Genomic DNA, 24,801 nt, shown 5'->3' on the forward strand with positions numbered 1-24,801 from the left:
AATTGCTTTCTCTCCTCAAACTCAACTATCGCACATTCAACTTCAGATTTATAATATAATACCTGACTCTCTATATGGTCGCCGGCCGACCCCGCCCCGGCTTTTTTGTTGTCCGGGATATCCGTTATCAGGCGATCAGCTGGCCAAAACGGTCGACTTCATCGGCTGTCGTCGCAAAGCTGGTGACGAAGCGGTAGAGCAACTCGTCCTCGCCGATGTGGCCGTCAAAGCCATGCGGCTTGTGCCAGTCGTAGAAGGCGGCCCCCGCGGCCTGCAGCCCCTCGGCCTCGGCTTTCTTGATCACCGCGAAAACCTCGTTCGCCTGCGGCAGCCATGCCAGCTTGGCCGTGGCCGAATCCTCGATCGCGGCGGCAAGGCGTGCGGCCATAGCGTTGGCGTGGCGGGCGGTGTCCAGCCACAGTCCATCCTTGAAATAGGCCTCGAACTGCGCCGCCACGAAGCGCGATTTCGAAAACAGCTGGGCGGCGCGCTTGCGCAGGAAGGCCAATTCCCTGGCACGATCAAGATCGAACAGCACGACCGCCTCGGCGCACCAGCAGCCGTTCTTGGTGCCGCCGAAGGAGAGGATGTCGACGCCGCGTCTCCAGGTCATTTCGGCCGGTGTCGTGTCGAGTGCGACCAACGCATTGGCAAAGCGGGCGCCATCCATGTGCAGGGGCACCGAATATTGTTTGGCGATCGCGGAGATCGTCTCGATCTCATCCAGGCCGTAGATGGTGCCGACCTCGGTCGACTGGGTGATCGAAACGGCCATCGGTCGTCCCCAATGGACGATTTCCGGTGCGAAACGGCCGATGATCCTTTCCAGATTGTGCGGATCGATCTTGCCCAGCGCGCCATCGATCTCATGCAGGCGAGAGCCGCCGGAAAAATACACCGGCGCGCCGCATTCGTCCTCGATGACATGCGATTCGCGATGAGCAAAGGAAATGCCGCCCGGCTTGTTGTAAGCGGTGAGCGCCAGCGAATTGGCGGCCGTGCCGGTGGCGACGAAGAACACCGCGACCTCGCGTTCGAAAATCTCGCTGAAGCGCTGGTAGACTGCCCGGTCGAGCGCACCGTCGCCATAGGCGGTGGAAAAGCCGCCGGCATTGGCCGACAGGCCGGCGGCAATATTGGGATGGGCGCCTGCCCAATTGTCGGAAGCGAAGAACATGCATCTGCCTATGTCTTGGGAGGTCGGGGGTTGGGGAGATCGGGGTTTTGGGGAAATCAGCCTGAAGTTGACCGGTTTCGCGAGCGGACCGCAAGGGGCCAGGCGCCGGAAAAATGGTAAAGCCAGCCAACCGACAAAGCCCGGGTCGAAGACTGAAGCTTACGTTTTTCCTCAACTTCACGACATTTTCTGTCGCGGAAAGCCCAAGTTTTTTGTGAATCGGTCTTGTGTGCGTCCCAGATTTCTGCAATAAAAATTTAGGACAGTAGTGCTGTCTTATTTTGTCGCACAAAACGAGCTGGATTGGCGTATCATTTGGGCCTCTCCGGCTGTTGCCGCGAGCGACAGGTGGACAGCCAGACTCTGGCCTGTACGATTACCAGATGCGATCCATGCGGAAAGCCGCCTGGTTCGGCAAGGATTTCGCAAGACGTGCCACAAGGATCAGGGTGAGCCAAGCGCTTGCCGAGGCAAACCAGCGCCTGAATGGCTGGGAATGGAGGACAGGAGATGACGGACATGACGCACTCTGCGACGAACGGCCAGGCCGCGCAGACGAAAGCGGCAACCGTCAAAACCATGTCCCGGACCGATATTGGCCGAACCGTCAACGGCCTTTCCGCCCAGGGTCTTTACGATCCTCGCAACGAGCATGACGCCTGCGGCGTCGGCTTCATCGTCAATATGAAGGGCGTGAAGTCGCATCAGATCGTCAAGGACGGGCTGGCCGTGCTCGAAAACCTGACGCATCGCGGCGCCGTTGGCGCCGATCCGCTGGTCGGCGATGGCGCCGGCGTGCTGGTGCAGCTTCCCGACCAATTCTTCCGTGAGGAGATGGCGGCCCAGGGCATCGACCTGCCGCCGGCCGGCCAGTACGGCGTTGGACACTGGTTCATGCCGCAGGACGTGGCCCTTCGCGCCCATATCGAGGACATCATTGCCGAATCGGCGCAATCCGAGGGGCTTCCGCTCATCGGTTTCCGTGACGTGCCTGTCGACAATTCGTCGCTGTCGAAGGCGCCTGACATCGTGGCATCCGAGCCGTTCCATCGGCAGATATTCATCGGCCGCACGCCAGACATTACCGATGACGAGGAATACGAGGCCAGGCTCTATCTGCTGCGCAAGGTGATATCGGGCCGCATCTACGCCGAGAACGACAACAAGGACATCGGCGCCTATTGCGTGTCGCTGTCGGCGCGCACCATCGTCTACAAGGGCATGTTCCTGGCCTACCAGGTCGGCGCCTATTACAAGGACCTGATCGATCCGCGCTTCGAGACCGCGCTGATCCTCGTCCACCAGCGCTTCTCGACCAACACGTTCCCGTCATGGAAGCTGGCGCATCCCTACCGCATGGTCGCCCACAATGGCGAGATCAACACCGTGCGCGGCAACAACAACTGGATGGCCGCGCGCCAGGCTTCGGTCGATTCCGAACTGTTCGGCAACAACATCTCGAAGCTGTGGCCGATTTCCTATGACGGGCAGTCCGACACCGCCTGCTTCGACAATGCGCTCGAGTTCCTATTCCAGGGCGGGTACAGGCTCAGCCATGCCATGATGATGCTGATCCCGGAAGCCTGGGCCGGCAACAAGCTCATGGATGCCGATCGCAAGGCCTTCTACGAATACCATGCGGCACTGATGGAGCCGTGGGACGGGCCGGCGGCGGTGGTTTTCACCGATGGACGCCAGATCGGCGCCACGCTCGACCGCAATGGCCTGCGCCCGGCACGCTACATCGTCACCGACGACGACCGCGTCATCATGGCCTCGGAAGCCGGCGTGCTGCCGGTGCCCGAGGAGAAGATCGTCAAGAAGTGGCGGCTGCAGCCAGGCCGGATGCTGCTGATCGACCTGGAGAAGGGGCGTATCGTCTCCGACGAGGAGCTCAAGTCGGAGATCGCGACCAAGCATCCCTACAAGACCTGGCTCGCCAACACACAGCTCATCCTCGAAGATTTGAAGCCGGTCGAGCCGCGCGCGCTGCGCAAGGATGTCAGCCTGCTCGATCGCCAGCAGGCGTTCGGCTACAGCCAGGAAGACACCAAGCTTTTGATGTCGCCGATGGCGACAACAGGCCAGGAGGCGGTGGGCTCGATGGGCACCGACACGCCGATCTCGGCGATGTCGGACAAGTCGAAGCTGCTCTACACCTATTTCAAGCAGAATTTCGCCCAGGTCACCAATCCGCCGATCGACCCGATCCGCGAGGAGCTGGTGATGAGCCTGGTGTCCTTCATCGGGCCACGGCCCAACATCTTCGACCTGGTCGGCAATTCGCGCCGCAAGCGGCTTGAGGTGCGCCAGCCGATCCTGACCAATGGCGATCTCGAAAAAATCCGTTCCATCGGCCACACCGAGGACCGCTTCGACACCAAGACGATCGACATCACCTATGGCTCGGCCGAAGGGGCCGCGGGCATGCAGGGCGCCATCGACCGGTTGTGCGAGCGGGCGGAGGCGGCGGTCGCCGGCGGCTACAACATCATCATCCTGTCCGACCGCCAGGTCGGGCCGGACCGCATCGCCATACCGGCGCTGCTGGCTACGGCTGCGGTCCATCATCACCTCATCCGCAAGGGGCTGCGCACCTCGGTCGGGCTCGTCGTCGAATCCGGCGAGCCGCGCGAAGTGCATCATTTCTGCTGCCTTGCCGGCTATGGCGCCGAGGCGATCAACCCTTACCTTGCCTTCGACACGCTGCTCGACATGCACAAGCGCGGGGAACTGCCGAAGGAGGTGGACGCCTACGAAGTCGTCACGCGCTACATCAAGTCGATCGGCAAGGGCATCCTCAAGGTGATGTCCAAGATGGGCATCTCGACCTACCAGTCCTATTGCGGCGCGCAGATTTTCGACGCCATCGGCCTGAAGACCGATTTCGTGCAGCAATATTTCACCGGCACCGCGACGCTGATCGAAGGCGTCGGGCTGGACGAGATCGCGGCCGAGACGCTAAGCCGCCACAATGACGGTTTCGGCAACGACCCCGTGCTGCGCAACAGCCTCGAGGTCGGCGGCGAGTACATGTACCGCATGCGCGGCGAGGCCCATATCTGGTCGCCCGACGCTGTCGCCACCTTGCAGCACGCCGTGCGCCAGGGATCGTGGGAAACGTTCAAGGACTATTCCGCCCAGATCGACAGCGAGACGGCCCGCGCCCAGACCATTCGCGGCCTGTTCAAGATCAAGCTGGCCGGAGAAACCGGCCGCAAGAAAGCGGCGCTCGACGACGTCATGTCAGCGGCCGACATCGTCAAGCGGTTCTCGACCGGGGCGATGTCGTTCGGTTCGATCTCGCGCGAAGCGCACACGACGCTGGCGCGCGCGATGAACCAGATCGGCGGCAAGTCGAACACCGGCGAGGGCGGCGAAGAGGCCGACCGCTATCTGCCGCTGCCCGGCGGCGGCAAGAACCCCGAACGCTCGGCGATCAAGCAGATCGCCTCGGGGCGTTTCGGCGTCACGGCCGAATACCTCGTCAATTCCGACATGATGCAGATCAAGGTGGCGCAGGGCGCCAAGCCCGGCGAGGGCGGCCAGTTGCCCGGCCACAAGGTCGACGCGACCATCGCCAAGGTCCGGCATTCGACGCCGGGCGTCGGCCTGATCTCGCCGCCGCCGCATCACGACATTTATTCGATCGAGGATCTGGCACAGCTGATCTACGATCTGAAGAACGTCAATCCGGCGGCCGACGTGTCGGTCAAGCTGGTGTCGGAAGTCGGCGTCGGCACGGTTGCGGCGGGCGTTGCCAAGGCACGCGCCGACCACATCACCATTTCGGGCTATGATGGCGGCACGGGCGCCTCGCCGCTGACCTCGCTCAAGCATGCCGGCAGCCCTTGGGAAATGGGCCTTGCCGAGACGCACCAGACGCTGGTGCTGAACGGCTTGCGGTCGCGCGTCGCGCTGCAGGTCGACGGCGGCTTGCGCACCGGGCGCGACGTGATCATCGGCGCGCTGCTCGGCGCCGATGAATTCGGCTTCTCGACCGCGCCGTTGATCGCGGCCGGCTGCATCATGATGCGCAAGTGCCATCTCAACACCTGCCCGGTCGGCGTCGCGACGCAGGATCCGGTGCTGCGCAAGCGCTTCAAGGGCACGCCCGAGCATGTCATCAACTTCTTCTTCTATGTCGCGGAAGAGGTGAGGGAGCTGCTCGCCGAGATGGGCTACACCCATCTCGACCAGATCATCGGCGACACCGATCTTCTGGAGAAGCGCGACCTGATCGTGCACTGGAAGGCACGCGGGCTCGATTTCTCGAAGATGTTCTTCAAGCCGGATGCGCCGCATGAGGCGGTGCACTGGACCGAGCGGCAGAAGCACCCGATCGACGACGTGCTCGACCGCAAGCTGATCGAGTTGGCCAAGCCGGCGCTTGAGAGCAAGCTGCCGGTCAAGATCGAGGTCGACATCCGCAATGTCGACCGCTCGACGGGCGCCATGCTGTCGGGTGAAGTGGCCAAGCGCTTCAAGCACAAGGGCCTGCGCGAGGACACGATCCAGGTGAAGCTGACCGGCACTGCCGGCCAGTCCTTCGGCGCCTTCCTGGCGCGCGGCATCTCGTTCGAGCTTGTCGGCGCCGGCAACGACTATGTCGGCAAGGGCCTGTCGGGCGGCCGCATCGTCATCCGGCCGCCGGAAGGGGCCAAGATCGTCGCGGCTGAGTCCATCATCGTCGGCAATACGGTGCTCTATGGCGCAACCGAGGGCGAGGCCTACTTCGCCGGCGTCGCAGGCGAGCGTTTCGCCGTGCGCAATTCGGGCGTCGCCGCCGTCGTCGAAGGCGTTGGCGACCATGGCTGCGAGTACATGACCGGCGGCATCGTCGTCGTCATAGGCAAGACCGGCCGCAACTTCGCCGCCGGCATGTCGGGCGGCGTCGCCTATGTGCTCGATGAGGCAGGCGACTTCGCCGAGCGCTGCAACATGGCGATGGTCGAGCTGGAGCCGGTTCCCGAAGAAGACGATTTGATGGAGAGGCTGCTGCACCATGGCGGCGACCTCGACCACAAGGGCCGCGTCGACGTGTCCGGCGACATGACCAGCCATGACGAGGAGCGGCTTTACCAGCTGATTTCCAACCATGTGCATTACACCGGGTCGGTGCGTGGCCGCGAGATCCTCGACGACTGGACGACTTTCCGGCCGAAGTTCCGCAAGATCATGCCGGTCGAATATCGCCGTGCCCTGATCGAGATGGAACGCATGCGCATGGGCGTCGCGGCGGAATAGGCTTGCAATTGCCGGGGAGCCCAGGCTTCCCGGCCCATCTTCATCGACAGTTTGACCTCCGGCGCAAGGTTGCCATGGCTGCCTCAAGGGGTTAACGGGTGCGGCGAAAACCGTACCATCTGGACAGCAGGAACTGGACTATGGGCAAGGTAACAGGCTTTCTCGAAATCGACCGGCAGGTGCACAAGTACCAGCCGGCCTCCGATCGCATCCGGCATTTCCGCGAATTCACGCTGCCGATGTCGGACAAGGAGGTCGAGAAACAGGCCGCGCGCTGCATGGATTGTGGCATTCCGTTCTGCCACGGGCCGACCGGCTGCCCGATCCACAACCAGATTCCGGACTGGAACGATCTCGTCTACAATGGCGATTGGGACAACGCGATCCGCAACCTGCATTCGACCAACAATTTCCCGGAGTTCACCGGCCGCATCTGCCCCGCGCCCTGCGAGGAAGCCTGCACGCTGAACCTCGAGGACATTCCCGTCGCCATCAAGACGGTCGAGCAGGCGATCGCCGACAAGGCCTATGAAACCGGCCATATCAGGCCTTATCCGCCGGAGAAGAAGACCGGCAAGCGCGTCGCCGTCATCGGTTCCGGTCCGGCCGGTATGGCGGCTGCGCAGCAGCTTGGCCGCGCCGGCCATGACGTCCACGTGTATGAGCGCGAGAGCCGGCCCGGCGGGCTGATGCGCTACGGCATTCCCGACTTCAAGATCGAGAAGCACTACATCGACCGGCGCATCGAGCAGATGCAGGGTGAGGGCGTGACATTCCATTGCGGCGTCAATGTCGGCGTCGACAAGTCGGTTGCCGAGCTGCTCGCCGAACATGATGCCGTGCTCTATTGCGGCGGCTCGGAAACGCCGCGCGCGGCCGGCATTCCCGGCGACGATCTCGGCGGCGTGCATGACGCGATGCCCTATCTGGTGCAGCAGAACAGGCGAGTCGGCGGCGAACCGATTCAGTCGGTGGCGTGGCCGTCGCATCCGATCATCGCCGGCGGCCAGCATGTGGTCGTCGTCGGCGGCGGCGATACAGCGTCCGACTGTGTCGGCACGGCCTTCCGCCAGGGCGCCGTGCGTGTCACCCAGCTCGACATCCGCCCGCAGCCGCCGGAGAAGGAAGACAAACTTTCGGTCTGGCCCTACTGGGCGACCAAGATGCGCACCTCGTCCTCGCAGGCCGAAGGCGCGGAGCGCGAATTCCAGGTGGCGACGCTCGAATTCATCGGCGAGGAAGGCCAGCTGACCGGCGTCAAGTGCTGCGAGGTCGATGACAAGCGCAAGCCGATCGCCGGTACCGAATTCGTCATTCGTGCCGATCTCGCTTTCATCGCCATCGGCTTTGCCGGGCCGGCCGCGGCCGGTGTGGCGAGGGAATTGGACGGGCAGATGAAGATCGCCACCGACAGCCGCCGTTCCAGGAATGTCGAGGCCAATGACCGCGACTACAGGACCAGCGTGGACAGGCTCTATGCGGCCGGCGACGTGCGTCGTGGCCAGTCGCTGGTCGTCTGGGCAATCCGCGAGGGCCGCCAGGCGGCACGCTCGATCGACGAGGCGTTGGTGGGGTCGAGCGTCCTCCCGCGCTGAGCCCGTTTGGAAACTCTACTCCTGCGGCCATCTGAAGGCGTTTTCTGCGCTTCCGGTGCTCGCGTACTCAAATGTACGCTCCGCTCCGGTTCTCGCAAACACCATCATATGACTCGCAGGAGCGAGTTTCGAAACGGCCTTGGAGTAGCTCTGCGATACTAACGATTGATCGCGGTCGTGGTGTCGGTTGCGGCCGCGGCTTTCGGCGGCCATGAGAAATCGTCGGCGCGGCCGGGCGATGCAATAGGTGCCTTGCCCTCGACCACAAGCTTTTCACCGGGCAGGTCCGGATTTGCTTTCGCCGGCGGGGCCGCGCCAAGTAGCTCGGAGCCGCCGTCGAGTGCCGGATCGCTGAGCAGCATCGGCGCGGTGCGGTCGATGACGATGGGTGCCGCGGCCGGCGCCGGCGCCTCGACAGGGGCGCCCGCCGGAGCGGACGGCGTAACCACGCTTCCCGGCGCGGTCAGGCCGAGGATCTTCAGCAGCGGTTTTTCGGTATAGAAGGCGAGCTTGCGCTTGCCCGCCCTCGAGACGTTGATGCCGTCATCGGCGCGCAGCCGCACCGGCTGGCCGTTGATGTCGGGGCCGCTGGTGACGAAAGCACCGTTCTCATCGACGAAGCCGTCCCAGACGTCGACGAATTCACCGCCATGGCTTTCAGCGGCCTGATGGTAGATGTCGTTGAAGGCCAGCATGTCGGAGGTCATCTTCGGCACCCGGAACGCCGGCATGCCGACCCATAGGAAAGGTACCTTTGCCTCCGCGATAGCTTTGCCGAACGCCTCGGTCCGGCGCTCATATTCCTTGGTCCAGGTTTCAGAGCGGGGCTGTTCGCGCACGTCACCCACCTTCATCTGCTGGCGGTCGTTGGAACCCAGCATGACGATCACGGCGGCGGGTTTTTCGGTCTCGATCAGCGATTTGATCTGTTCGGGCCAGTTGTAGAAGTCGTCGCGTACGAAGCCGGACGAGCCATTGCTGCGAACGACGATCCTGACGCCGGTATTCTCGGCAAAGGCGGTGTCGAGGCCTTCGGCGAGGCCGGCCGCCATGAAGTCGCCGACCACCAGTACGGTGCGAGCGTCCGGTGCCTTGTCGACCACCGGGATTTCCGGTTCCGCGGGCGGGCGCGGGGCACGGGGTTTTTTCGCCTTTGGCCTGGGCCTCGGCTTCTGGATGTCCTGCGGCGGCTCGATCCGCTCACTGCGGCGTGGGAACAGAAGGTCGCGCAGCGACCAGCTGCGGTTTTGCTGCTCCTGCGCCATGGCGGGCGCATGAAAGGCGCCAGCCACACCGACGGTGAGCACGATCGCGGCCAGGATGAGCACCGGCATGCGACGAACAAGCCCTGCGATGCGCGCAGCCGAAGCCAATCGTTTCCTCCATCCCTTGGCGCAGCCCTTTTTTTGAAAAGTCGTACTTTTCAAACGGACTTTGCGCCAACCAGATTGCTACAGCGTCCTTTGCGCGGCCGAAAGGCCGCGCGGCACCGCAGGCGGCTCTATTTCTGCCGGAGCCACTTCAGCACTTCCATGCTCGGGTAACCGTCCTGGGTCAAGCCGGCCTTGGCCTGGAAAGCCAAGATGGCTGATTTCGAGCCGTCGCCTATCTTGCCGTCGAACTTGCCGTCATAAAGGCCATGTTGGGAAAGCCGCTGCTGCAGCTCCTGCCTTTCCTCGAAAGTGAGCTTGGTGAAAGGCCGCTTCCAGTCCTGCACGAGACCGCTGGAGCCGGCGATTTCGTCGGCAAGAAGGCCGACGGCAAGCGCATATTTGTCGGCATTGTTGTAGGCTTTGATGACCGTGAAATTCTTGATCATCAGAAAGGCCGGCCCGTTGCGGCCGTCCGGCACCTTCAACGTCGCCTTGTCTGAGCCGTTCTTGAACGGCTTGCCGTTGGCCCTGACGACGCCCAGCGCCTGCCATTGCGACAGCGTCTTGGACCCGGCGGGAAGTTTGCCGGCCGGCAAGGCGACCTCATAGCCCCAGGTCTTGCCGGCCTGCCAGCCATTCTTCTTCAACAAATTGGCTGATGTCGCCAGCGCATCGGGGATCGAATTCCAGATGTCGCGCTTGCCATTGCCGTCTATGTCGACGGCATAGTGCAGATAGCTGGTCGGAATGAACTGGGTGTGGCCCATGGCGCCGGCCCAGGATCCGCTCAGATGGCTTTCGTCGATGTCGCCGGTCTGCAGGATCTTCAGTGCGGCGACCAGCTGGGTGCGGGCGAATTTCGCCCGCTTCGGATCGGCATAGGCCAAGGTTGCCAGCGAGCGCACGACATTGCGCATGATGTCGTCGCGCTTGAGGATCTCGCCATAGTTCGATTCCATCGACCAGATGGCCAGGAGGATGTAACGGTTGACGCCGAACCTGGCCTCGATCCGATCCAGCCACGGCTTCCATTTCCTGGCCATCTGCTGGCCGACGGCGACCGACTGGTCATGGACGCGGTTGTCGAAATAGTCCCAGGCAGGAGCCGTGAATTCAGGCTGCGTACGCGCCTTTTCCAGCACCACCGGATCGATATCCCTGATGTTCCTGAAGGCCTGGTCGTAGAGGGCGCCGGAAACGCCGCTCTGCACGGCGGTGGCGCGGAAGCCGGCGACCCACTGCCGGAAACCGGCATCGGCGAAAGCGGGGCCAGGCATCAGCAGAGCGAGCGATAGGCTGGCTGCCGCTATGACGCTGGTAAAACGTTTTGCGGCATTGCGAACGGACATCTTTTCCTCCTTCTCTGTCTCAGGAAAGACCATTCATCGCCGAACCAGGTTAGGAATTAGTTTACCATAGGCGCCACCGGGAACGAAAAGACGCTTCGAAGCTTTACCGGTGGACATTCCTCTCAGTTGCCCAGTAGTCCCCAATTCCGGCGTGAAAATGTCTTGGAACGGGGATTGCGGAGCTGGCCCTCAAACGGATAATTGAAAGCATGAAGAGAGTTCGCAAGGCAGTCTTCCCGGTCGCTGGTCTCGGCACACGGTTTCTCCCGGCCACCAAGGCTGTCCCCAAGGAAATGCTGACCGTCGTCGACCGGCCGGTGATCCAGTATGTGGTGGATGAGGCGCGCGAGGCCGGCATCGAGCATTTCATCTTCATCACCGGCCGCAACAAGGCCGTCATCGAGGACCATTTCGACATCCAGTTCGAACTCTATGACACGCTGGCCCAGCGCGGCAAAGACGACCAGCTCGCCCGCCTGCAACGGCTGCAGCCGGCGCCGGGGCAGACCAGTTTCACACGCCAGCAGGTACCGATGGGACTTGGGCACGCCGTCTGGTGCGCCCGCGAGCTCGTCGGCGACGAGCCCTTCGCGCTTTTGCTGCCCGACATGATCATGCAGTCGGAGAAGAGCTGCACGAAGGCAATGGTCGAGCTCTACGAGGAGACCGGCAACAACATCATCGCGGTGCAGGAATGCGCTCCCGCCGAAACCCACAAATACGGCATCGTCGGCCGCGGCGAGGACACGCATCACGGTTTCCGAATCACCGAGATGGTGGAAAAGCCGAAGGCCGGCACCGCGCCGTCCAACCTTTACATCAACGGCCGCTACATCCTGCAGCCGGAGATCTTCAAGATCCTCGAAGGCCAGGAAAAAGGCGCCGGTAACGAGATCCAGCTCACCGACGCCATGCTGAAGCTGGAAAAGCAGCAGCCTTTCTACGGCTACCACTATCGAGGCCGCACATTCGACTGCGGATCGCCGGAAGGCTTCGTCGAGGCCAACGTCGCCTTCGCGCTGTGGCGCAGCGACATGAATGAGAACATGGCTGGCGTCATCCGCACGCTTCTCGACGAGCTGAAGCCGTCTGAGCGCCGCGGCGCTGCGTTTTAAGGTATTCTAGCGAGCGGCCGGATGTCGTTGGTGCGGCCGTTCAGCGCTGCACCTTGACGCCAAGGAAGATGCTGTTGGCGGTGTAGTCCCGGCCCGGCAGATTGCTGGTCAGCTTCTCGGTCCTCACTCTTGTGGTCAGGCCGGCGTAGCGGTTCAGCCACCAGGTCAGTCCGGCCTCGGCGCTCAACACCCTGTCATGGCCGTCGATGCCGATGTAATCACGCCAGTCGAGGCCCAGAGCCGCATTGGCGGTGAGGTTGGCGCGAATCTGGCGCTCGCCGGTCAGGCGACCGGAATAGAGGATGTCGCCGCTTTCGCCCGATGTGGTCGTGGGCTCGACGGTGGTCCGCCCGGTCAGGCCGATCGTTGTGCCGCGCTCGGGTGACCATTTGAGGTCGGCGTTGACGGTGGCACCAGAGATCGCATCAAGGTTTTTGTCGTCGATCGCTTCCCTGAGCCAGCCGGCCGAGAATTCACCCGACAGCTTCTCACCCATATCGAGTGCAAGGCCAGCGCGGGCGCCGAGCCGCGTCGACGAGCGCTCGAAGCCTTCATTGTCGATGCGTTGATCATAAGTCCGGCGGCCGACCTCGATTTCGGTGAAAGGGGTCAGGGCAGGGGAGATCTCGTAGCCGGTGCGCAACGTCGCCGTGTAGAGTGTGGAGTCCTGATCCTTCTGCGACAGCGAGGTGCCGTCCGAGAGCTTGGCGTCGCCGTAGAAGTCGTGCGAGACCGCGCCGGTCAACGTGTACTGCATCTTGCCGAGATGCTTTTCGACGGCGAGGCTGCCATCGATGGTCTGCCGCAGCGGCTGCTTGCTGACGCCCGCGATGGCGTCCGGCGATGATGCCGATTCCGGCACGGCCTCGTAGCCGAGCTTGGCGATGGCGCGCAACTCATTGTCGAGGTCGACATTGAGCTGGCCTTCGATGCGCCCTTGCTCGTCGTGAACCGGGTAACCCGAGACGGTCTCGCGAAACAGGCCATAGCCGTCGATCGTGGCTGAGTTCTCGCGCCAGTCGGAGGCGGCGGAAAAGCGCAGCGCCGTCTCGGACAGCAGCGCCGACGTGCCGGCACTGCTCGAATCGCCGTTCGATGTGGCGGTCAGGCCCTGTTCGATCGTCGGCCGGATGACGAAGGAACCCCATTTGACGCCGGTGGCGGCGAATGGATCATCCTCCGGTTTCTTCTTCTGGCCTTCGATGGCGTCCGTGCGCTCCGCTCCTGGGTCAAGCTTCTGCCTGTCGGCACTGTCGATGGTGAGGGCGCGGCGGTTGGCCGTGTCCGCATCGGTCTCTGCACCATCGGCAGCGTCCGTCGTGGAGGCCGTCGTGGAAGCGGTGATGTCGGAGGCGCCGGCCGTCGATTTCTTCTTCTTTTTCGATTTGTCGGCAGCCTTGTCCTTGGCCTGGTCAGCCGCATTCTGCCTGGCGGTCGATGAGCGGCGGCGAGGCTTGGGCGGCGCCGCAGTGTCGGCGGACGTGTCGTCAGTGGCTGCCGGCGGGTCGAAGAGGCTGCCGGTCGCGGTGGCGTCGCCAGTGTCGGCGTCGTCAGGCACGGCACCGGCGCTGGCCGGCAGATAGGTGCGGGCCGGCGCATTGTCCTGCGCTGCATTGGCCGGCTGTTGACCCTGCGCTGCCAGGGCCAGCTGTCTCGCCTTGCGCTGCTGGTCGGACAGGATCGCCGATTCCGAAACCTCTCCGCGCAGTTCGGTTTCCTGGGCATGGAGCGCAGTCGGGCGCAGCAAGGCAAACATGCTGGTTGCCAGCAGCAAGGCGCAGACCGCCTTGCCCTTTCGTCCTGTCGAATTTTCTGGCTGGGCCCCGGACATCGCCACCACTGCTTGCGCGGCGCACGCGCGCCATACTTACCGAACCGTAAATGGGGATGGTTAACGGAGGGTTGAGGCGGCGGCCCGTCAGCCGCCTGAAGCGCTGATTTCCAAAGGCATTCATACCGCGTGCGTCAAGCTTTTGGTTTTCGCCCCTGCCGTCGTCAAAAACCACCGCACACGTTCGGGCAACACGCCTTGGGCCATTTCTGTTGGACAGCGCGCCGGCAAAGCGCTAATCGCATCAGCCATGCATGCGGGATCCCTGGATAAGAAGCCTTCGGACAGGCAAGCCTCGATCGCTTCGGCGCTGAGGACGGTGGCAACAGAACAGGCTGGGGTTGCAGCCCTTGCCGAGGCCTTGGAGAACGGATTGGCCGCGCCTTTCGCGCAGGCGGTCGAGATGATCTCTGGGATTGAAGGCCGGCTCATCGTCACCGGTGTCGGCAAAAGCGGCCATATCGGTTCGAAGATCGCCGCGACGCTGGCCTCGACCGGCACGCCGGCTTTCTTTGTCCATCCCGCAGAAGCCAACCACGGCGATCTCGGCATGATCGCCAGGGACGACGCCATCATCGCCATGTCGTGGTCGGGCGAGAGCAAGGAACTGATGGGCATCGTCGCCTATTCCAGGCGCTTTTCCATTCCGCTGATCGCCATCACCGCCGGAGAGACATCGGCGCTGGCGCGGGCGGCGGACGTGGTGCTGCTTTTGCCGCGCGCTCCGGAAGCCTGCCCGCACGGCCTGGCGCCAACGACATCGACGCTGCTGCAACTGGTGATGGGCGACGCGCTGGCGATCGCGCTGCTCGAAGCACGCGGCTTCACGCCGGATCATTTCCGCACCTTTCACCCGGGCGGCCAGCTCGGCGCCAACCTGACGCAGATCCGCGAGATCATGCATGTCGGCGACAGGCTGCCGCTGGTGGTCGCGGGCACCGGCATGCAGGACGCGATCCTGGAACTGTCGCGCAAGGGGTTTGGCTGCGTCGCGATCACCGACGCCGACGGTGCGCTGGTCGGCATCATCACCGATGGCGACATCCGCCGTCACATCGGCAGCAATCTGCTGGCGATGACGGTGGATCAGGTGATGACAAAAGGCCCGAAGACCGCGACGCCGGACACGCTGGTGGCAACGGCGCTGCAAACGATCAACAATTCAGCCATCACCAGCCTGATGGTGGTGGAGGGCCGGAAACCAGTCGGCCTCATCCACCTGCACGACCTGCTGCGCATCGGCGCCGCCTAAGGGTGTGCTGATATTCAGGTGATGCCGGCCTGACCTGAATCTGCGCGCTCGTTCAGACCGCCTCGACGGTCAGTTCCAGATCCGTATCGGCCGCACCCGTTACGCGCACTTGCGTGCCGGCCGGCAAATCCGGCCCGGAGACACGCCACAGCGTATCGCCCAGCTTGATGCGGCCGCGTCCGTCCCGGATCGGCTCGGCAAGTGTCGCCATCCTGCCGACCATTTGCGCGCCGCGCCGGTTGAGCAGCGGCTGGTCGGTCGGGTCGTTGCGGCTGCCGACCAGCTTTTTGCCGACATAGGCCGAGACCAGCGACAGCGCCAGGAAGGCGAGGACCTGAACCTGCCAGGTCCAGAAGCCGGCGTCCCAGATCAGCAGCGACACGGCGCCGATGATCAGCGCGGCGATGCCGATCCACAGCATGAAGATACCCGGTGCGATGATTTCCATCACCAGCAGGACGAAACCGAGTACCATCCAGTTCCACGGGCCGAGTTCGGAAACGATGCGGTCGATCATTGGTTTCGACCTCAGTTGTCGGTTGGGCGAACGACCGGCGGGCGCGCGGCCTGCCTTTGCGAGCCGGTCGTGCCTTCGCTGCGGAAGACTTCCTTGGCGATCTCGCCGATGCCGCCGAGCGAGCCGATCAGCGACGACGCCTCGAAGGGCATCAGCACGATCTTGCTGTTGGTCGCCGTGCCGATCCTGCCAAGCGCTTCAGTGTATTTCAGCGCTACGAAATAGTTCAGCGCCTGCACATCGCCTTTGGAGATCGCTTCCGACACGACCTGGGTGGCGCGGGCTTCCGCCTCGGCCGAACGTTCGCGCGCCTCGGCATCGCGGAAGGCGGCTTCCTTGCGGCCCTCGGCCTCGAGGATCTGCGACTGCTTGAGACCTTCGGCGGCAAGGATCTGCGCGCGCTTGTTGCGTTCCGCCGTCATTTGCCGGCCCATCGATTCGATAAGGTTGGCCGGCGGGTTGATGTCCTTGATTTCGACGCGGGTGATCTTGATGCCCCACGGATGGGCCGCTTCATCGACGACGCGCAGCAGGCGCTCGTTGATGGCGTCGCGGTTCGACAGGAGTTCATCGAGGTCCATCGAACCCATGACGGTACGGATGTTGGTCATCGTCAAATTGAGGATGGCGTTCTGCAGTCCGGAAACCTGATAGGCGGCCTGCGCCGCATTGAGGATCTGGAAAAAGGCGATGCCGTCGACACCGACAATGGCGTTGTCCCGGGTGATGATTTCCTGACTCGGAACGTCGAGCACCTGCTCCATCATGTTCATCTTGGCGCCGATGCGGTCGATGAACGGGTAAATGAAATTGAGACCCGGGCTCAGTGTCTTGGTGTAACGGCCAAAGCGCTCCACCGTATAGTTGTAGCCTTGCGGGATTGTCCTGATGCCTTTGATCAGCAGCACCAATACCAGAAGGGCAAGTGCACCAACCGCAATATCGAAACCACTGAAATCCATTTGGCTCTCCCTCAGACGAAGGCCGCACAAGCCATTCTCGCGCTGCCGACTTCACCAAAGACTTAGGTGTATTTCAGATGCGTTACAATCAGGTGATGATGGATTGTTTATAGGGTTGCACTCAGCGGTTGAAGGCAAACGATCTTGCATCCATGTCATCCAGCCCGTTGATCGAAGCCGGGATGATCTCGGAAGCGATCTGCGAGAAGGTGATGCCGTTGCCGCCGTAGCCCAGCACCGCATGGATGCGCGGGTGGCGGGGAATGGCGCCGATATAAGGCAGGCCGGTGGTCGTGGTGCCGAACGAGCCGGTCCAGGCAAAATCGGGTCTGGTGTCGAGATGCGGAAATATCAGGCCGAGCTTCTCGGCGATGCGTGTGCTCTTGTCGGCGATCAGCTCGTCGCGCCGCGCTTCGTCGATAAAATCCTCGTCCTCGCCGCCGCATATGACCCGGCCGTCGACCGTCGTGCGCATATACAGATACGGCTCCGACGCTTCCCAGATGAACGCTGCGTCCGGCCAGAGCTTTCGCGGTTGCGGGCGTGTCGCAATCGCCCATGTCGAGATGATCCGGTGGGCCGCGGCCGGCACGATGTCTACAAGTTCGTAGCCGGTGGCCAGAACAACATGTCGTGCGGTTATGGTCGGGCCATCCCTGGTCGCGACGACAACAGCTTCGGCGCTGTCCTCGATCATTGTGGCTTCGACGGGGGCATAGAAGCGTGCCTTGCGCTCCAGGGATTTCAGCAGCAGCCCAGCCGTCAGCTTGCGCGGGTCGAGCGCGATGTTGCCGTGGCCGAGAATGGCGCCTTCGCGGTCGATGCCGAATTTCTCGGCTAGCTGTTGTCGGGTTAAGCAGATGGCGCCGATGCCGGCTAGCCGACGTGCCTCGGCCTCGTCGCGCAGTTCCGACGGACCAAGCATCGTGCCGGCCAGATAGAGTGATGGCATGCGCCTCAGGCCACAGTTGATGCCGAGTTCGGCAATCCGTCCGGCGAGATTGGAAACGGCGAGCCGCGAGCGTCGCCAGGCCTGCTGGGCCGAGGCTCTGCCAACCATCTTCGCGAGCGTGGAGAGAGGCTGGTCTATTTCGAATGCCACCAGTGCGGTGGTTGCGGCCGTCGAGCCCTTCAGCGGGCCGCGCCGGTCGATGCAGATCACCCGATGGCCATCGGCCGTCAGCGCCTCGGCCATCATGGCGCCGCTGATGCCCATGCCGACGATCAGCACATCCGTCTTGACGTCCCGGATCAGGCCGTCCGTCGGCACCGCAGGCGCGCGATAGGCCGACCAGACGGGCTGGCCAGTTCTGAGGTCGAGTTTGCGGGGCATCGCATTCTCCGGAAGGCGCGCCTTAACGGCCCGGAGCTTGTGTTGTTCCGGAGTTAGAGCGGCGAGCCGCTCTAACTCTCTGGTTGACGAAATTCCCAAGGGAAAGCGCTATGCTTTTCCCGGGAAAACCGTTTCACACTTTTCCTGGAATTTCTCCTACACCCAGCCGGACAGCTCGCGCCGCACCATCGCCTCGATCACCGCCATCCCTTCCGCGCTATCGTTGAGGCAAGGGATGTGAGCGAAATTCTTGCCGCCGGCATGGTGAAAGGTTTCGGCCGCCTCGCGGCCGATCTCGTCCAGCGTCTCGATGCAGTCGACGGAAAAGCCCGGATTGACGATGGCGATCGACTTGACGCCGTCCTGCGCGAGTTTTTCCACCGTCTTGTCGGTATAGGGCTGCAGCCATTCCTGCGCGCCGAAGCGCGACTGGAAGGTGATGATCAGTTTCTTGTCATCCCAGCCAAGCCGTTCGCGCAGCAGCCGCGTCGTCTTCTGGCAATGGCAATGATAGGGGTCGCCCTTCTCGAAATAGGGTTTTGGAATGCCGTGATAGGAGGTGATGACCACCTCCGGCTCGAAGTCCAGCGTCGCCAGATGCCGTTCGATCGAGCGCGCCAGCGCTTCGATGTAGACCGGTTCGTCATAGTAGGGCGGCACGCTGCGGACGGCCGGTGCGCGGCGCATTTTCATCAGCGCGCGAAACAGCTGGTCGTTGGCTGTTGCCGTGGTCGTCGCTGAATATTGCGGATAGAGCGGGAAGGAAAGAATGCGGTCGCAGCCCTGGTCGACCAGACGCTGGGCAATGCTGGCGGTTGAAGGGTTGCCGTAGCGCATCGCCCAGTCGACGACGACATCAGGCAGGTCGCTCAGCGCTTCAGCCAGCTTTTCGGCCTGGGCGCGGGTATAGGTGCGCAGCGGCGACTCGTTCTTTTCCCGGTTCCAGATCCGTGCGTAGTTGGCGCCCGACTTCTTGGGCCGCCTGGTGAGCACAAGGCCATAGAGGATCGGATACCAGATTGCCCTGTTGAGTTCGATGACGCGCGGGTCGGACAGGAATTCACGGAGATACCGCCACATCGGCTTGAAATCGGTGCCGTCGGGCGTGCCCAGATTGACCAGCATGACGCCAATCCTGCCCGCCTTGACCGGCGGATGCCCAGCGGGCAACGGGCCGAGCGCCTTTGCGGCCTTGGGTTCGGCAGGGGTGGGAAGCGTCATAAGGGTTCTCCGGAAGACGCGAACCTAACCATCTTGCGCGCGCTTTCAATGCAGCGTCTGGCCGCACCTTAAAGCGGATTGTCTGAATGGATTCAGACGACCCGCTTTAAGTCCTTGTTTTCATGCATGTCGTTCTCCCAAAACCGAGTTCACTTTTGGGCGACATGCATTAGCCCGAAAACAGGACGCCCGTCCGGTTTTCGGGCGGGCGGTGTCATTCAGGCATATAAGCGAGGCTATTTCGGCGGGATGGTCAGCGTTGCGCCGACCGGAAGCCGGCGCGGCTCATAGCCCTTGTTGGCGCCCGAAATGACCTTCCACTTGGCACCGTCGCCATAGGCCTTCTTGGCCAGGTCCCAATAGGTGTCGCCGGCAACGATGACATGGCTGGCTTCGGCCGGCGCGGCCTCCGCAGGCTTTGCCGGCTCGGCGGCGAGAGCCGGTGCCGCCGGGGCGGGGGCTGCTTCAGCCGGTTTTGCCGCCTCGGCCGGTGGCGCTGGCGGGGGTGGCGCTCCCTCTGTCGATATGGCCGGGGGCGTGTTGGCGATGTCGCCCGAGTTGGCCGGCAATTCGGGCATTGCCGGTGCCGCATCGGCGGGCTTGGCGGCTTCAGCCGTTGCCGGGGCCGCTTCGGCTGGCTTTGCCGGCTCAGCAGCCGGGGCCGCAGGCGCCGCGGCGACGGTCGCGGCTATTTCGGTGATGCGGCCGTCGAGCTTCGGCGTGTAGGGTCGGTGGGCACCGAGATAGTCGGCAACCACCTGTTCGAGGCCGGGGCCGTAATCGTAGGCATTCTTGGCCTTGTCGGCGAAGATCTTGTAGCCGTCGCCGCCCTGGCGGACATAGTTGTTGGTTGCGACCAGATAGTCCTTGTCCGGCTTGATCGGCGTCCAGGCGCCGCCTTCCATGACCTCCACCGACTTGACGCGGCCGGCATTGGGCGCGACGGATTTGTCGAAGGAATATTTCAGGCCGGCGACCTGGGGGAAGCGCCCGGCGCCGTCCTCGACCTGGCTGAGGCCGCCCTCGAGGCCGGCCACCAGATCCTTGCCCGAAATCTGGAAGGTCGCCAGCGTGTTCTGGAACGGCAGCACGGCCAGCACCTCGCCCATGGTGACGGTGCCCTTGTCGATCGAGGCGCGCAGGCCGCCGCCATTGGAGATGACGATTTCGACGCCCTGTCCCTTGACGCGGTCGAGGACGGCGTCGGAAACGAGGTTGCCCATCGCGCATTCTCGGGTGCGGCAGCTCTCACGACTGCCGTCGATGACGTCGGTGGTTTCCGCCACTTCCTTGTTCTTCAGCGCCTCGATCGGCGCGCCAAGTTCCTTGATGCGGGCGAGCACGGCCGGGTCGGGGGTGATCGACTTGTCGAGATAGATCGGGTCGCCGCTGGCCGATTTGACGACGCCATTGTCGTCGAACACCACCTTGAACTCGCCGAGATATTTCGAGTAGGACGCCGCCTGCACCACCGGCACCTTGTAGCCGTCCGGATTGTCGACCATCGTCGGGTAGGGGCCTTCGGCCTTCGGATCGGTGTTCGACAGCAGGGAATGGCTGTGGCCGCCGACGACGACATCGATGCCCGGGATCTTGGCAATGACGTCGCGTTCGCGCCTGTAGCCGATATGGGTCACGGCGATGATCTTGTTGACGCCTTCGCCCTTGAGCTTCTCGACCTCGGCGGTGATCGACCTGACGTCGTCCTCTATAGTGACGTTGGGTCCGGGGGAAGCGAGGTCCGGCGTGTCGTTGGTGATCGCGCCGATGATGCCGATCTTCTGGCCGCCGACCTCGACGACCACAGACGGCTTGATGCGGTCGCCGAGCTTGGATTGCGCGTTGGCCTTCACATTGGCGCCGAGCACCGGGAACTTGATCATGTCGAGGAACGGCGCCAGGGCCACTTCGCCGTCGTCGAATTCATGGTTGCCGAGCGCCATGGCATCGAACTTCATCTCGTTGAGGAATTCGCCTTCGACCTTGCCCTTGTAAGTGGAGTAGAACAGTGAGCCCTGGAAATTGTCGCCTGCGCTGAGCAGCAGCACGTTCTGGCCTTCCAGCTTCTTGCGCTCCTGGGCGATCGCGGTGATCAGCCGGCCCGCGCCGCCGATGCACTCGCCCTTGGTTTCCTCGTCCGCCGAGCAGGTCGATTCATATTTGTTGTTGCCTTCGATGCGGCTGTGCCAGTCGTTGATATGCAGGATGTTCAGCGTGTAGTCGGCAAAGGACGCGCCGGCCGACAGACCGAGTGCTGAGGCTGACAGGGCAGCAATGGCGGCAAGCTTCTTCATCTTCGTCTCCCGGAAAGCTGGTCAGAGGCCACTAGCGCTCTTGTTTGACTGGAACATTACAGCCGGCGCTTCGGCCATGTTCCCATCGCGTTCCGGATGACGCAAGCGGAATCCGGGACCCTTTGCCGGCACAAAAAAGGACGGCGGCCAACCGGCCGCCGTCCTTGGAAAATGAATGGTCGTGGGTTCAGACGCGCCTTGTCAGCACGAAATTCTGACCGCTGGAGCTCGTGCAGTTGAGCTGGCTTGTCGATACCATCAGGCAGTTGAAGCTGACCGCGGTCTGGCGGATCAGCGAGGTGCCGCTGATCTGCACCGATGTGGCGCCTGTCATCGTATAGCTGCCGTCGGCAAGCTTCTGGCCGGTGTCGGTGGCGACCGTCGTGAAAGTACCGCCGGCGAAGGTCGACAGGCCGGTGCCTTTGGCGTCGATCCAGGAGCCCTCGACGCCTTTCGGCGCCGCCGCCATGGGCGGCTCATCGGGACCGCTGGTCGCACAAGCAGCAAGCCCGGCCAAGGCTGCCGCCGCTACGCTCATCGAAAGAACTTTGCGCGCAATGTTGTTCATATGAAAATCCTCTCCTCAGTCCGCATCCCTTCAATCGCCCGATTTCCGGGCGATTGCAAGGCAGTGAGGTAGGTAGGCGGTGCTGCTATCGCACAAGGATGTTGCGGAACTGCCACGGGTCGTTGCGGTCGAGGTCTTCCGGGAACAGGCCGGGACGGTTATCGAGCGGCGTCCAGTCGGTGTAGTAGCCCTTGACCGGTCCGAGATACTGGGACTGCACTTCCAGGCACCGCCTGTAGTCCATCTCGTCGGCTTCGACGATGCCGGCCTCGGGGTTTTCCAGCGCCCAGACCATGCCCGAGAGCACCGCCGAGGTGACCTGCATGCCGGTGGCGTTCTGATAGGGCGCCAGCTTGCGCGCCTCGGCGAGCGACAGCTGCGAGCCGTACCAGTAGGCATTCTTGTCGTGGCCGTAGAGCAGCACGCCGAGTTCGTCGACGCCGTCGATCAACTCGTTCTCGTCGAGCACATGATGCACCGGCTGAGGCTTGCCGGCGGCGCCGAACATTTCGTCAAGCGACAGCATCGCGTCGTTGCAGGGATGGTAGGCATAGTGGCAGGTCGGGCGGTAATGCACCTTGCCCTTCTTGGAACGCACGGTGAAGAAATCGGCGATCGAGATCGCCTCGTTATGCGTCACCAGCAGGCCGTATTGCGCGCCGGGCGTCGGGCACCATGAGCGCACGCGCGTGTTGGCGCCCGGCTGCTCCAGATAGATGGCGGCCTTCGAGCCTTGCTTGTGCTTCTTGGCGTTCTTCGGCATCCACGTCTCATGCGTGCCCCAGCCGAGTTCGGCAGGCTGCAGGCCCTCGGAGATGAAGCCTTCGACCGACCAGGTGTTCCAGAACACATTCATCGGCTTCGGCTTCTTGGTGCGCTGGGTGTCGCGTTCGGCGATGTGGATGCCCTTGACGCCGGCCTTCTTCATCAGCTTGGCCCAGCCCTCGCGGTCGTCCTGCGCGGGCTCCGAGAATTCCAGGCCAAGATCGGTGGCGAGATTGACCAACGCCTGCTTGACGAACCACGAGACCATGCCTGGATTGGCGCCGCAGGTGGAGACCGCCGTAGCGCCGCCGGGCTTGTCGTGCTTTTCCTTGAGCAGCGACTCTCGCAGCGCGTAATTGGTGCGGCTGGCGTTGTCCGCCTTGGCGTCGAAATAGAAGCCGAGCCACGGCTCGACGACGGTGTCGATGTAGAGCACACCAAGCTTGCGGCAGAGCCGCATCAGATCCACCGAGCCGGTATCGACCGACAGGTTGATGCAAAAGCCCTGGCCGCCGCCATTGGTCAGAAGCGGGGTCAAGAGCTTCTTGTAGTTCTTCTCGGTCACCGCTTCCTGGACGAAGGCGATGCCGCGCTCGTCGAGCAGCTTGCGGTCGGTGTCGCGCGGGTCGATGACCGTCATGCGCGACTTGTCGAACTTGAAATGGCGTTCGATCAGCGGCAGCGTTCCCCGGCCGATCGAGCCGAAGCCGATCATCACGACGGGGCCGCTGATCTCACCGTAAACGGGCCAGTTTTCATTCGCCATTTTATCGAGCACTCCTTCAAAACCCAGGAAACTGGGAAAACACGCGCAAAACCGGGAATTTCTGCCCGGCGGCCATGCGCTACATCATAGATCATTGTCACAAACCAGCGAAAAGCGCCAACCAGCGGCTACGCTGCGTTGGCTACGTGGTTAAGGCCGAAACCGTGGATGAGTGGCTCTATCCGAGCCTGAGCTTGCCCATTCGCCAAGCGCACCGGTTTAACGGATTTTTGCCCTCGGCGCGGCTGTGGACGCCCGAACCACCAGTTCCACGGGCAGAACGACTTGGCGGGGCGGTTGATTGTCAAGAACCATGCGGGCGGCGAGCCTGCCTTTTCCGATCACGTCTTGCGCGACAGTCGTCAACGGAGGCGTGGTGCGTGCGGATTCGGCAGTGCCATCGAAGCCGATAACCGACACATGGCGCGGCACCTCTATGCCACGACGAACCGCCTCGTCGAGTATTGTGATCGCTTGCCAATCCGACATGGTCAGGATTGCGGTTGCTTCGGGCACATTGTCGAATACCACCGCCCCAGCAGATGGATCGCCCGGCGTCGTCTCGATGATCGGAACATCGTCGATCGACAAGTTCGCCTCCGCCAAACCCTGTTTGAAACCGTCGAGCCTTTCGTCGTCGAGTGAGAAGCCGGCTAGAAGCGGGCGCTCTGCCTGTCCGGGCATGTGCACGATCGGAGGGCCTGGAGTCCTCCGTATGGAAAGGATGGCAAAATGCCGGTGCCCTAACCCGGTCAGATGCCGGACGGCGGCGACCGCGCCACTTCTGCCGTCGATCTTTATCGAATTGATGTCGGGACCTGCGTCATTTTCGAGAATGACGAAGGGCAGGCGCCGTCGTTGTGCCGATGTTATGAGACCGATGTCCCCGCTGTGACCAAGGATGAAGCCGTCAACGAGGGCCTCGCGGATGCTGGCGAAGCGGGTATTGTCGGTGCCGTTTACAAGGCTGAGCGTCGTTCCGGCCTCGTCGCAGGCGAGCGAAACGCCCAGCACCAACTCGCGGCCATAGGGGCTTCTCATCACCTCGGCGATGGCGTAGGCGCCAGGTGGCATGAACCCGATGGCATTGAACTTGCCATCCCGCAGCAATCGTCCTTTCGGGTCGGGGCCGCCAAATCCGAGCGCTCTCGCGGCCGCTTCAACACGTTGGCGCAATTCAGGCCTGACCAGTTCCGGCCGGTTGAAGACGTTGGAAACAGTGCCCCGGGAGACACCGGCAGCCTTGCCCACATCGGCTAGTGTTGGCATTGTGATTCACCCATTTCCCTTCAGTTAGACCATTTTTTGGAGCGCTCCAAGAATTTCGTTGACTCGAAAGTGAAAAAGGGGGATCGTATCACTTGGAGCGCTCCAAATAAACATATCTGCTATATTTCGCGTCTGAAACAACGGAGATTGTCAAAAGGCTTGGTCAC

General features: G+C 62.7%; 16 protein-coding genes. 4 read left to right on the forward strand and 12 right to left on the reverse strand.

Going from position 1 to position 24,801, the window contains the following annotated elements; all coding sequences use genetic code 11:
* Positions 1-127: 127 nt before the first annotated feature.
* Positions 128-1,177: a threonine aldolase family protein gene (locus tag NKJ04_RS18720; RefSeq protein ID WP_352677064.1), complete on the reverse strand. Its 1,050-nt coding sequence runs from the start codon at positions 1,175-1,177 to the stop codon at positions 128-130.
* Positions 1,178-1,687: 510 nt separating this feature from the next.
* Between NKJ04_RS18720 and gltB the strand changes: the two genes are divergently transcribed.
* Positions 1,688-6,424, forward strand: coding sequence for a glutamate synthase large subunit (gene gltB / locus NKJ04_RS18725; RefSeq protein WP_352677065.1), 4,737 nt, complete (start codon positions 1,688-1,690; stop codon positions 6,422-6,424).
* A 140-nt stretch (positions 6,425-6,564) separates the two neighbouring features.
* Positions 6,565-8,019, forward strand: coding sequence for a glutamate synthase subunit beta (locus NKJ04_RS18730; RefSeq protein ID WP_352632041.1), 1,455 nt, complete (start codon positions 6,565-6,567; stop codon positions 8,017-8,019).
* Between the two features lie 158 nt (positions 8,020-8,177).
* On the opposite strand, the gene NKJ04_RS18735 is transcribed toward NKJ04_RS18730, so the two are convergent.
* Together NKJ04_RS18735 and NKJ04_RS18740 are read right to left on the reverse strand one after the other, a co-directional pair.
* Entirely contained in the window at positions 8,178-9,392 is a 1,215-nt protein-coding gene (locus NKJ04_RS18735) for an SGNH/GDSL hydrolase family protein (protein WP_352677066.1), read from the reverse strand.
* Between the two features lie 128 nt (positions 9,393-9,520).
* Positions 9,521-10,741 carry a lytic murein transglycosylase gene (locus NKJ04_RS18740; RefSeq protein ID WP_352677067.1) on the reverse strand — a complete coding sequence of 407 codons (1,221 nt, stop codon included), beginning with the start codon at positions 10,739-10,741 and terminating at the stop codon, positions 9,521-9,523.
* A 209-nt stretch (positions 10,742-10,950) separates the two neighbouring features.
* Between NKJ04_RS18740 and galU the strand changes: the two genes are divergently transcribed.
* A complete protein-coding gene (galU, locus tag NKJ04_RS18745; RefSeq protein WP_352677068.1) occupies positions 10,951-11,856 on the forward strand; it encodes a UTP--glucose-1-phosphate uridylyltransferase GalU in 906 nt (301 codons plus the stop codon).
* Positions 11,857-11,896: 40 nt separating this feature from the next.
* Here the strand turns inward: galU and NKJ04_RS18750 are convergent, their stop codons facing one another.
* Positions 11,897-13,687 (reverse strand): outer membrane beta-barrel protein, encoded by a 1,791-nt coding sequence (locus NKJ04_RS18750; RefSeq protein ID WP_352677069.1) that lies wholly within the window; start codon positions 13,685-13,687, stop codon positions 11,897-11,899.
* Positions 13,688-13,937: 250 nt separating this feature from the next.
* On the opposite strand from NKJ04_RS18750, the gene NKJ04_RS18755 reads away from it, so the two are divergent.
* The gene (locus NKJ04_RS18755) at positions 13,938-14,939 is read left to right on the forward strand and encodes a KpsF/GutQ family sugar-phosphate isomerase (RefSeq protein ID WP_127414279.1); all 1,002 of its coding nucleotides are present in this window, start codon (positions 13,938-13,940) and stop codon (positions 14,937-14,939) included.
* Positions 14,940-14,991: 52 nt separating this feature from the next.
* Here the strand turns inward: NKJ04_RS18755 and NKJ04_RS18760 are convergent, their stop codons facing one another.
* The 8 genes from NKJ04_RS18760 to NKJ04_RS18795 form a co-directional block, all read right to left on the reverse strand.
* Complete coding sequence (locus NKJ04_RS18760; protein ID WP_023810067.1) at positions 14,992-15,456, reverse strand: NfeD family protein; 465 nt, start codon at positions 15,454-15,456, stop codon at positions 14,992-14,994.
* 11 nt (positions 15,457-15,467) lie between these two features.
* Positions 15,468-16,418, reverse strand: coding sequence for an SPFH domain-containing protein (locus NKJ04_RS18765; RefSeq protein ID WP_127259978.1), 951 nt, complete (start codon positions 16,416-16,418; stop codon positions 15,468-15,470).
* Positions 16,419-16,539: 121 nt separating this feature from the next.
* Complete coding sequence (locus NKJ04_RS18770) at positions 16,540-17,751, reverse strand: NAD(P)/FAD-dependent oxidoreductase (protein ID WP_352677070.1); 1,212 nt, start codon at positions 17,749-17,751, stop codon at positions 16,540-16,542.
* 156 nt (positions 17,752-17,907) lie between these two features.
* Positions 17,908-18,972 carry a ferrochelatase gene (hemH, locus tag NKJ04_RS18775; protein WP_352554014.1) on the reverse strand — a complete coding sequence of 355 codons (1,065 nt, stop codon included), beginning with the start codon at positions 18,970-18,972 and terminating at the stop codon, positions 17,908-17,910.
* Positions 18,973-19,208: 236 nt separating this feature from the next.
* Positions 19,209-21,266 carry a 5'-nucleotidase C-terminal domain-containing protein gene (locus NKJ04_RS18780; RefSeq protein ID WP_352677071.1) on the reverse strand — a complete coding sequence of 686 codons (2,058 nt, stop codon included), beginning with the start codon at positions 21,264-21,266 and terminating at the stop codon, positions 19,209-19,211.
* Positions 21,267-21,453: 187 nt separating this feature from the next.
* The gene (gene omp10, locus NKJ04_RS18785) at positions 21,454-21,834 is read right to left on the reverse strand and encodes an outer membrane lipoprotein Omp10 (RefSeq protein ID WP_031212818.1); all 381 of its coding nucleotides are present in this window, start codon (positions 21,832-21,834) and stop codon (positions 21,454-21,456) included.
* Positions 21,835-21,919: 85 nt separating this feature from the next.
* The gene (locus NKJ04_RS18790; RefSeq protein WP_352554016.1) at positions 21,920-23,365 is read right to left on the reverse strand and encodes a homospermidine synthase; all 1,446 of its coding nucleotides are present in this window, start codon (positions 23,363-23,365) and stop codon (positions 21,920-21,922) included.
* A gap of 219 nt (positions 23,366-23,584) precedes the next feature.
* Positions 23,585-24,616 carry a LacI family DNA-binding transcriptional regulator gene (locus tag NKJ04_RS18795; RefSeq protein WP_164892874.1) on the reverse strand — a complete coding sequence of 344 codons (1,032 nt, stop codon included), beginning with the start codon at positions 24,614-24,616 and terminating at the stop codon, positions 23,585-23,587.
* Between the last annotated feature and the right edge of the window lie 185 nt (positions 24,617-24,801).

The organism is Mesorhizobium sp. M0618 (genome assembly GCF_040320765.1).
Lineage (GTDB): Bacteria > Pseudomonadota > Alphaproteobacteria > Rhizobiales > Rhizobiaceae > Mesorhizobium.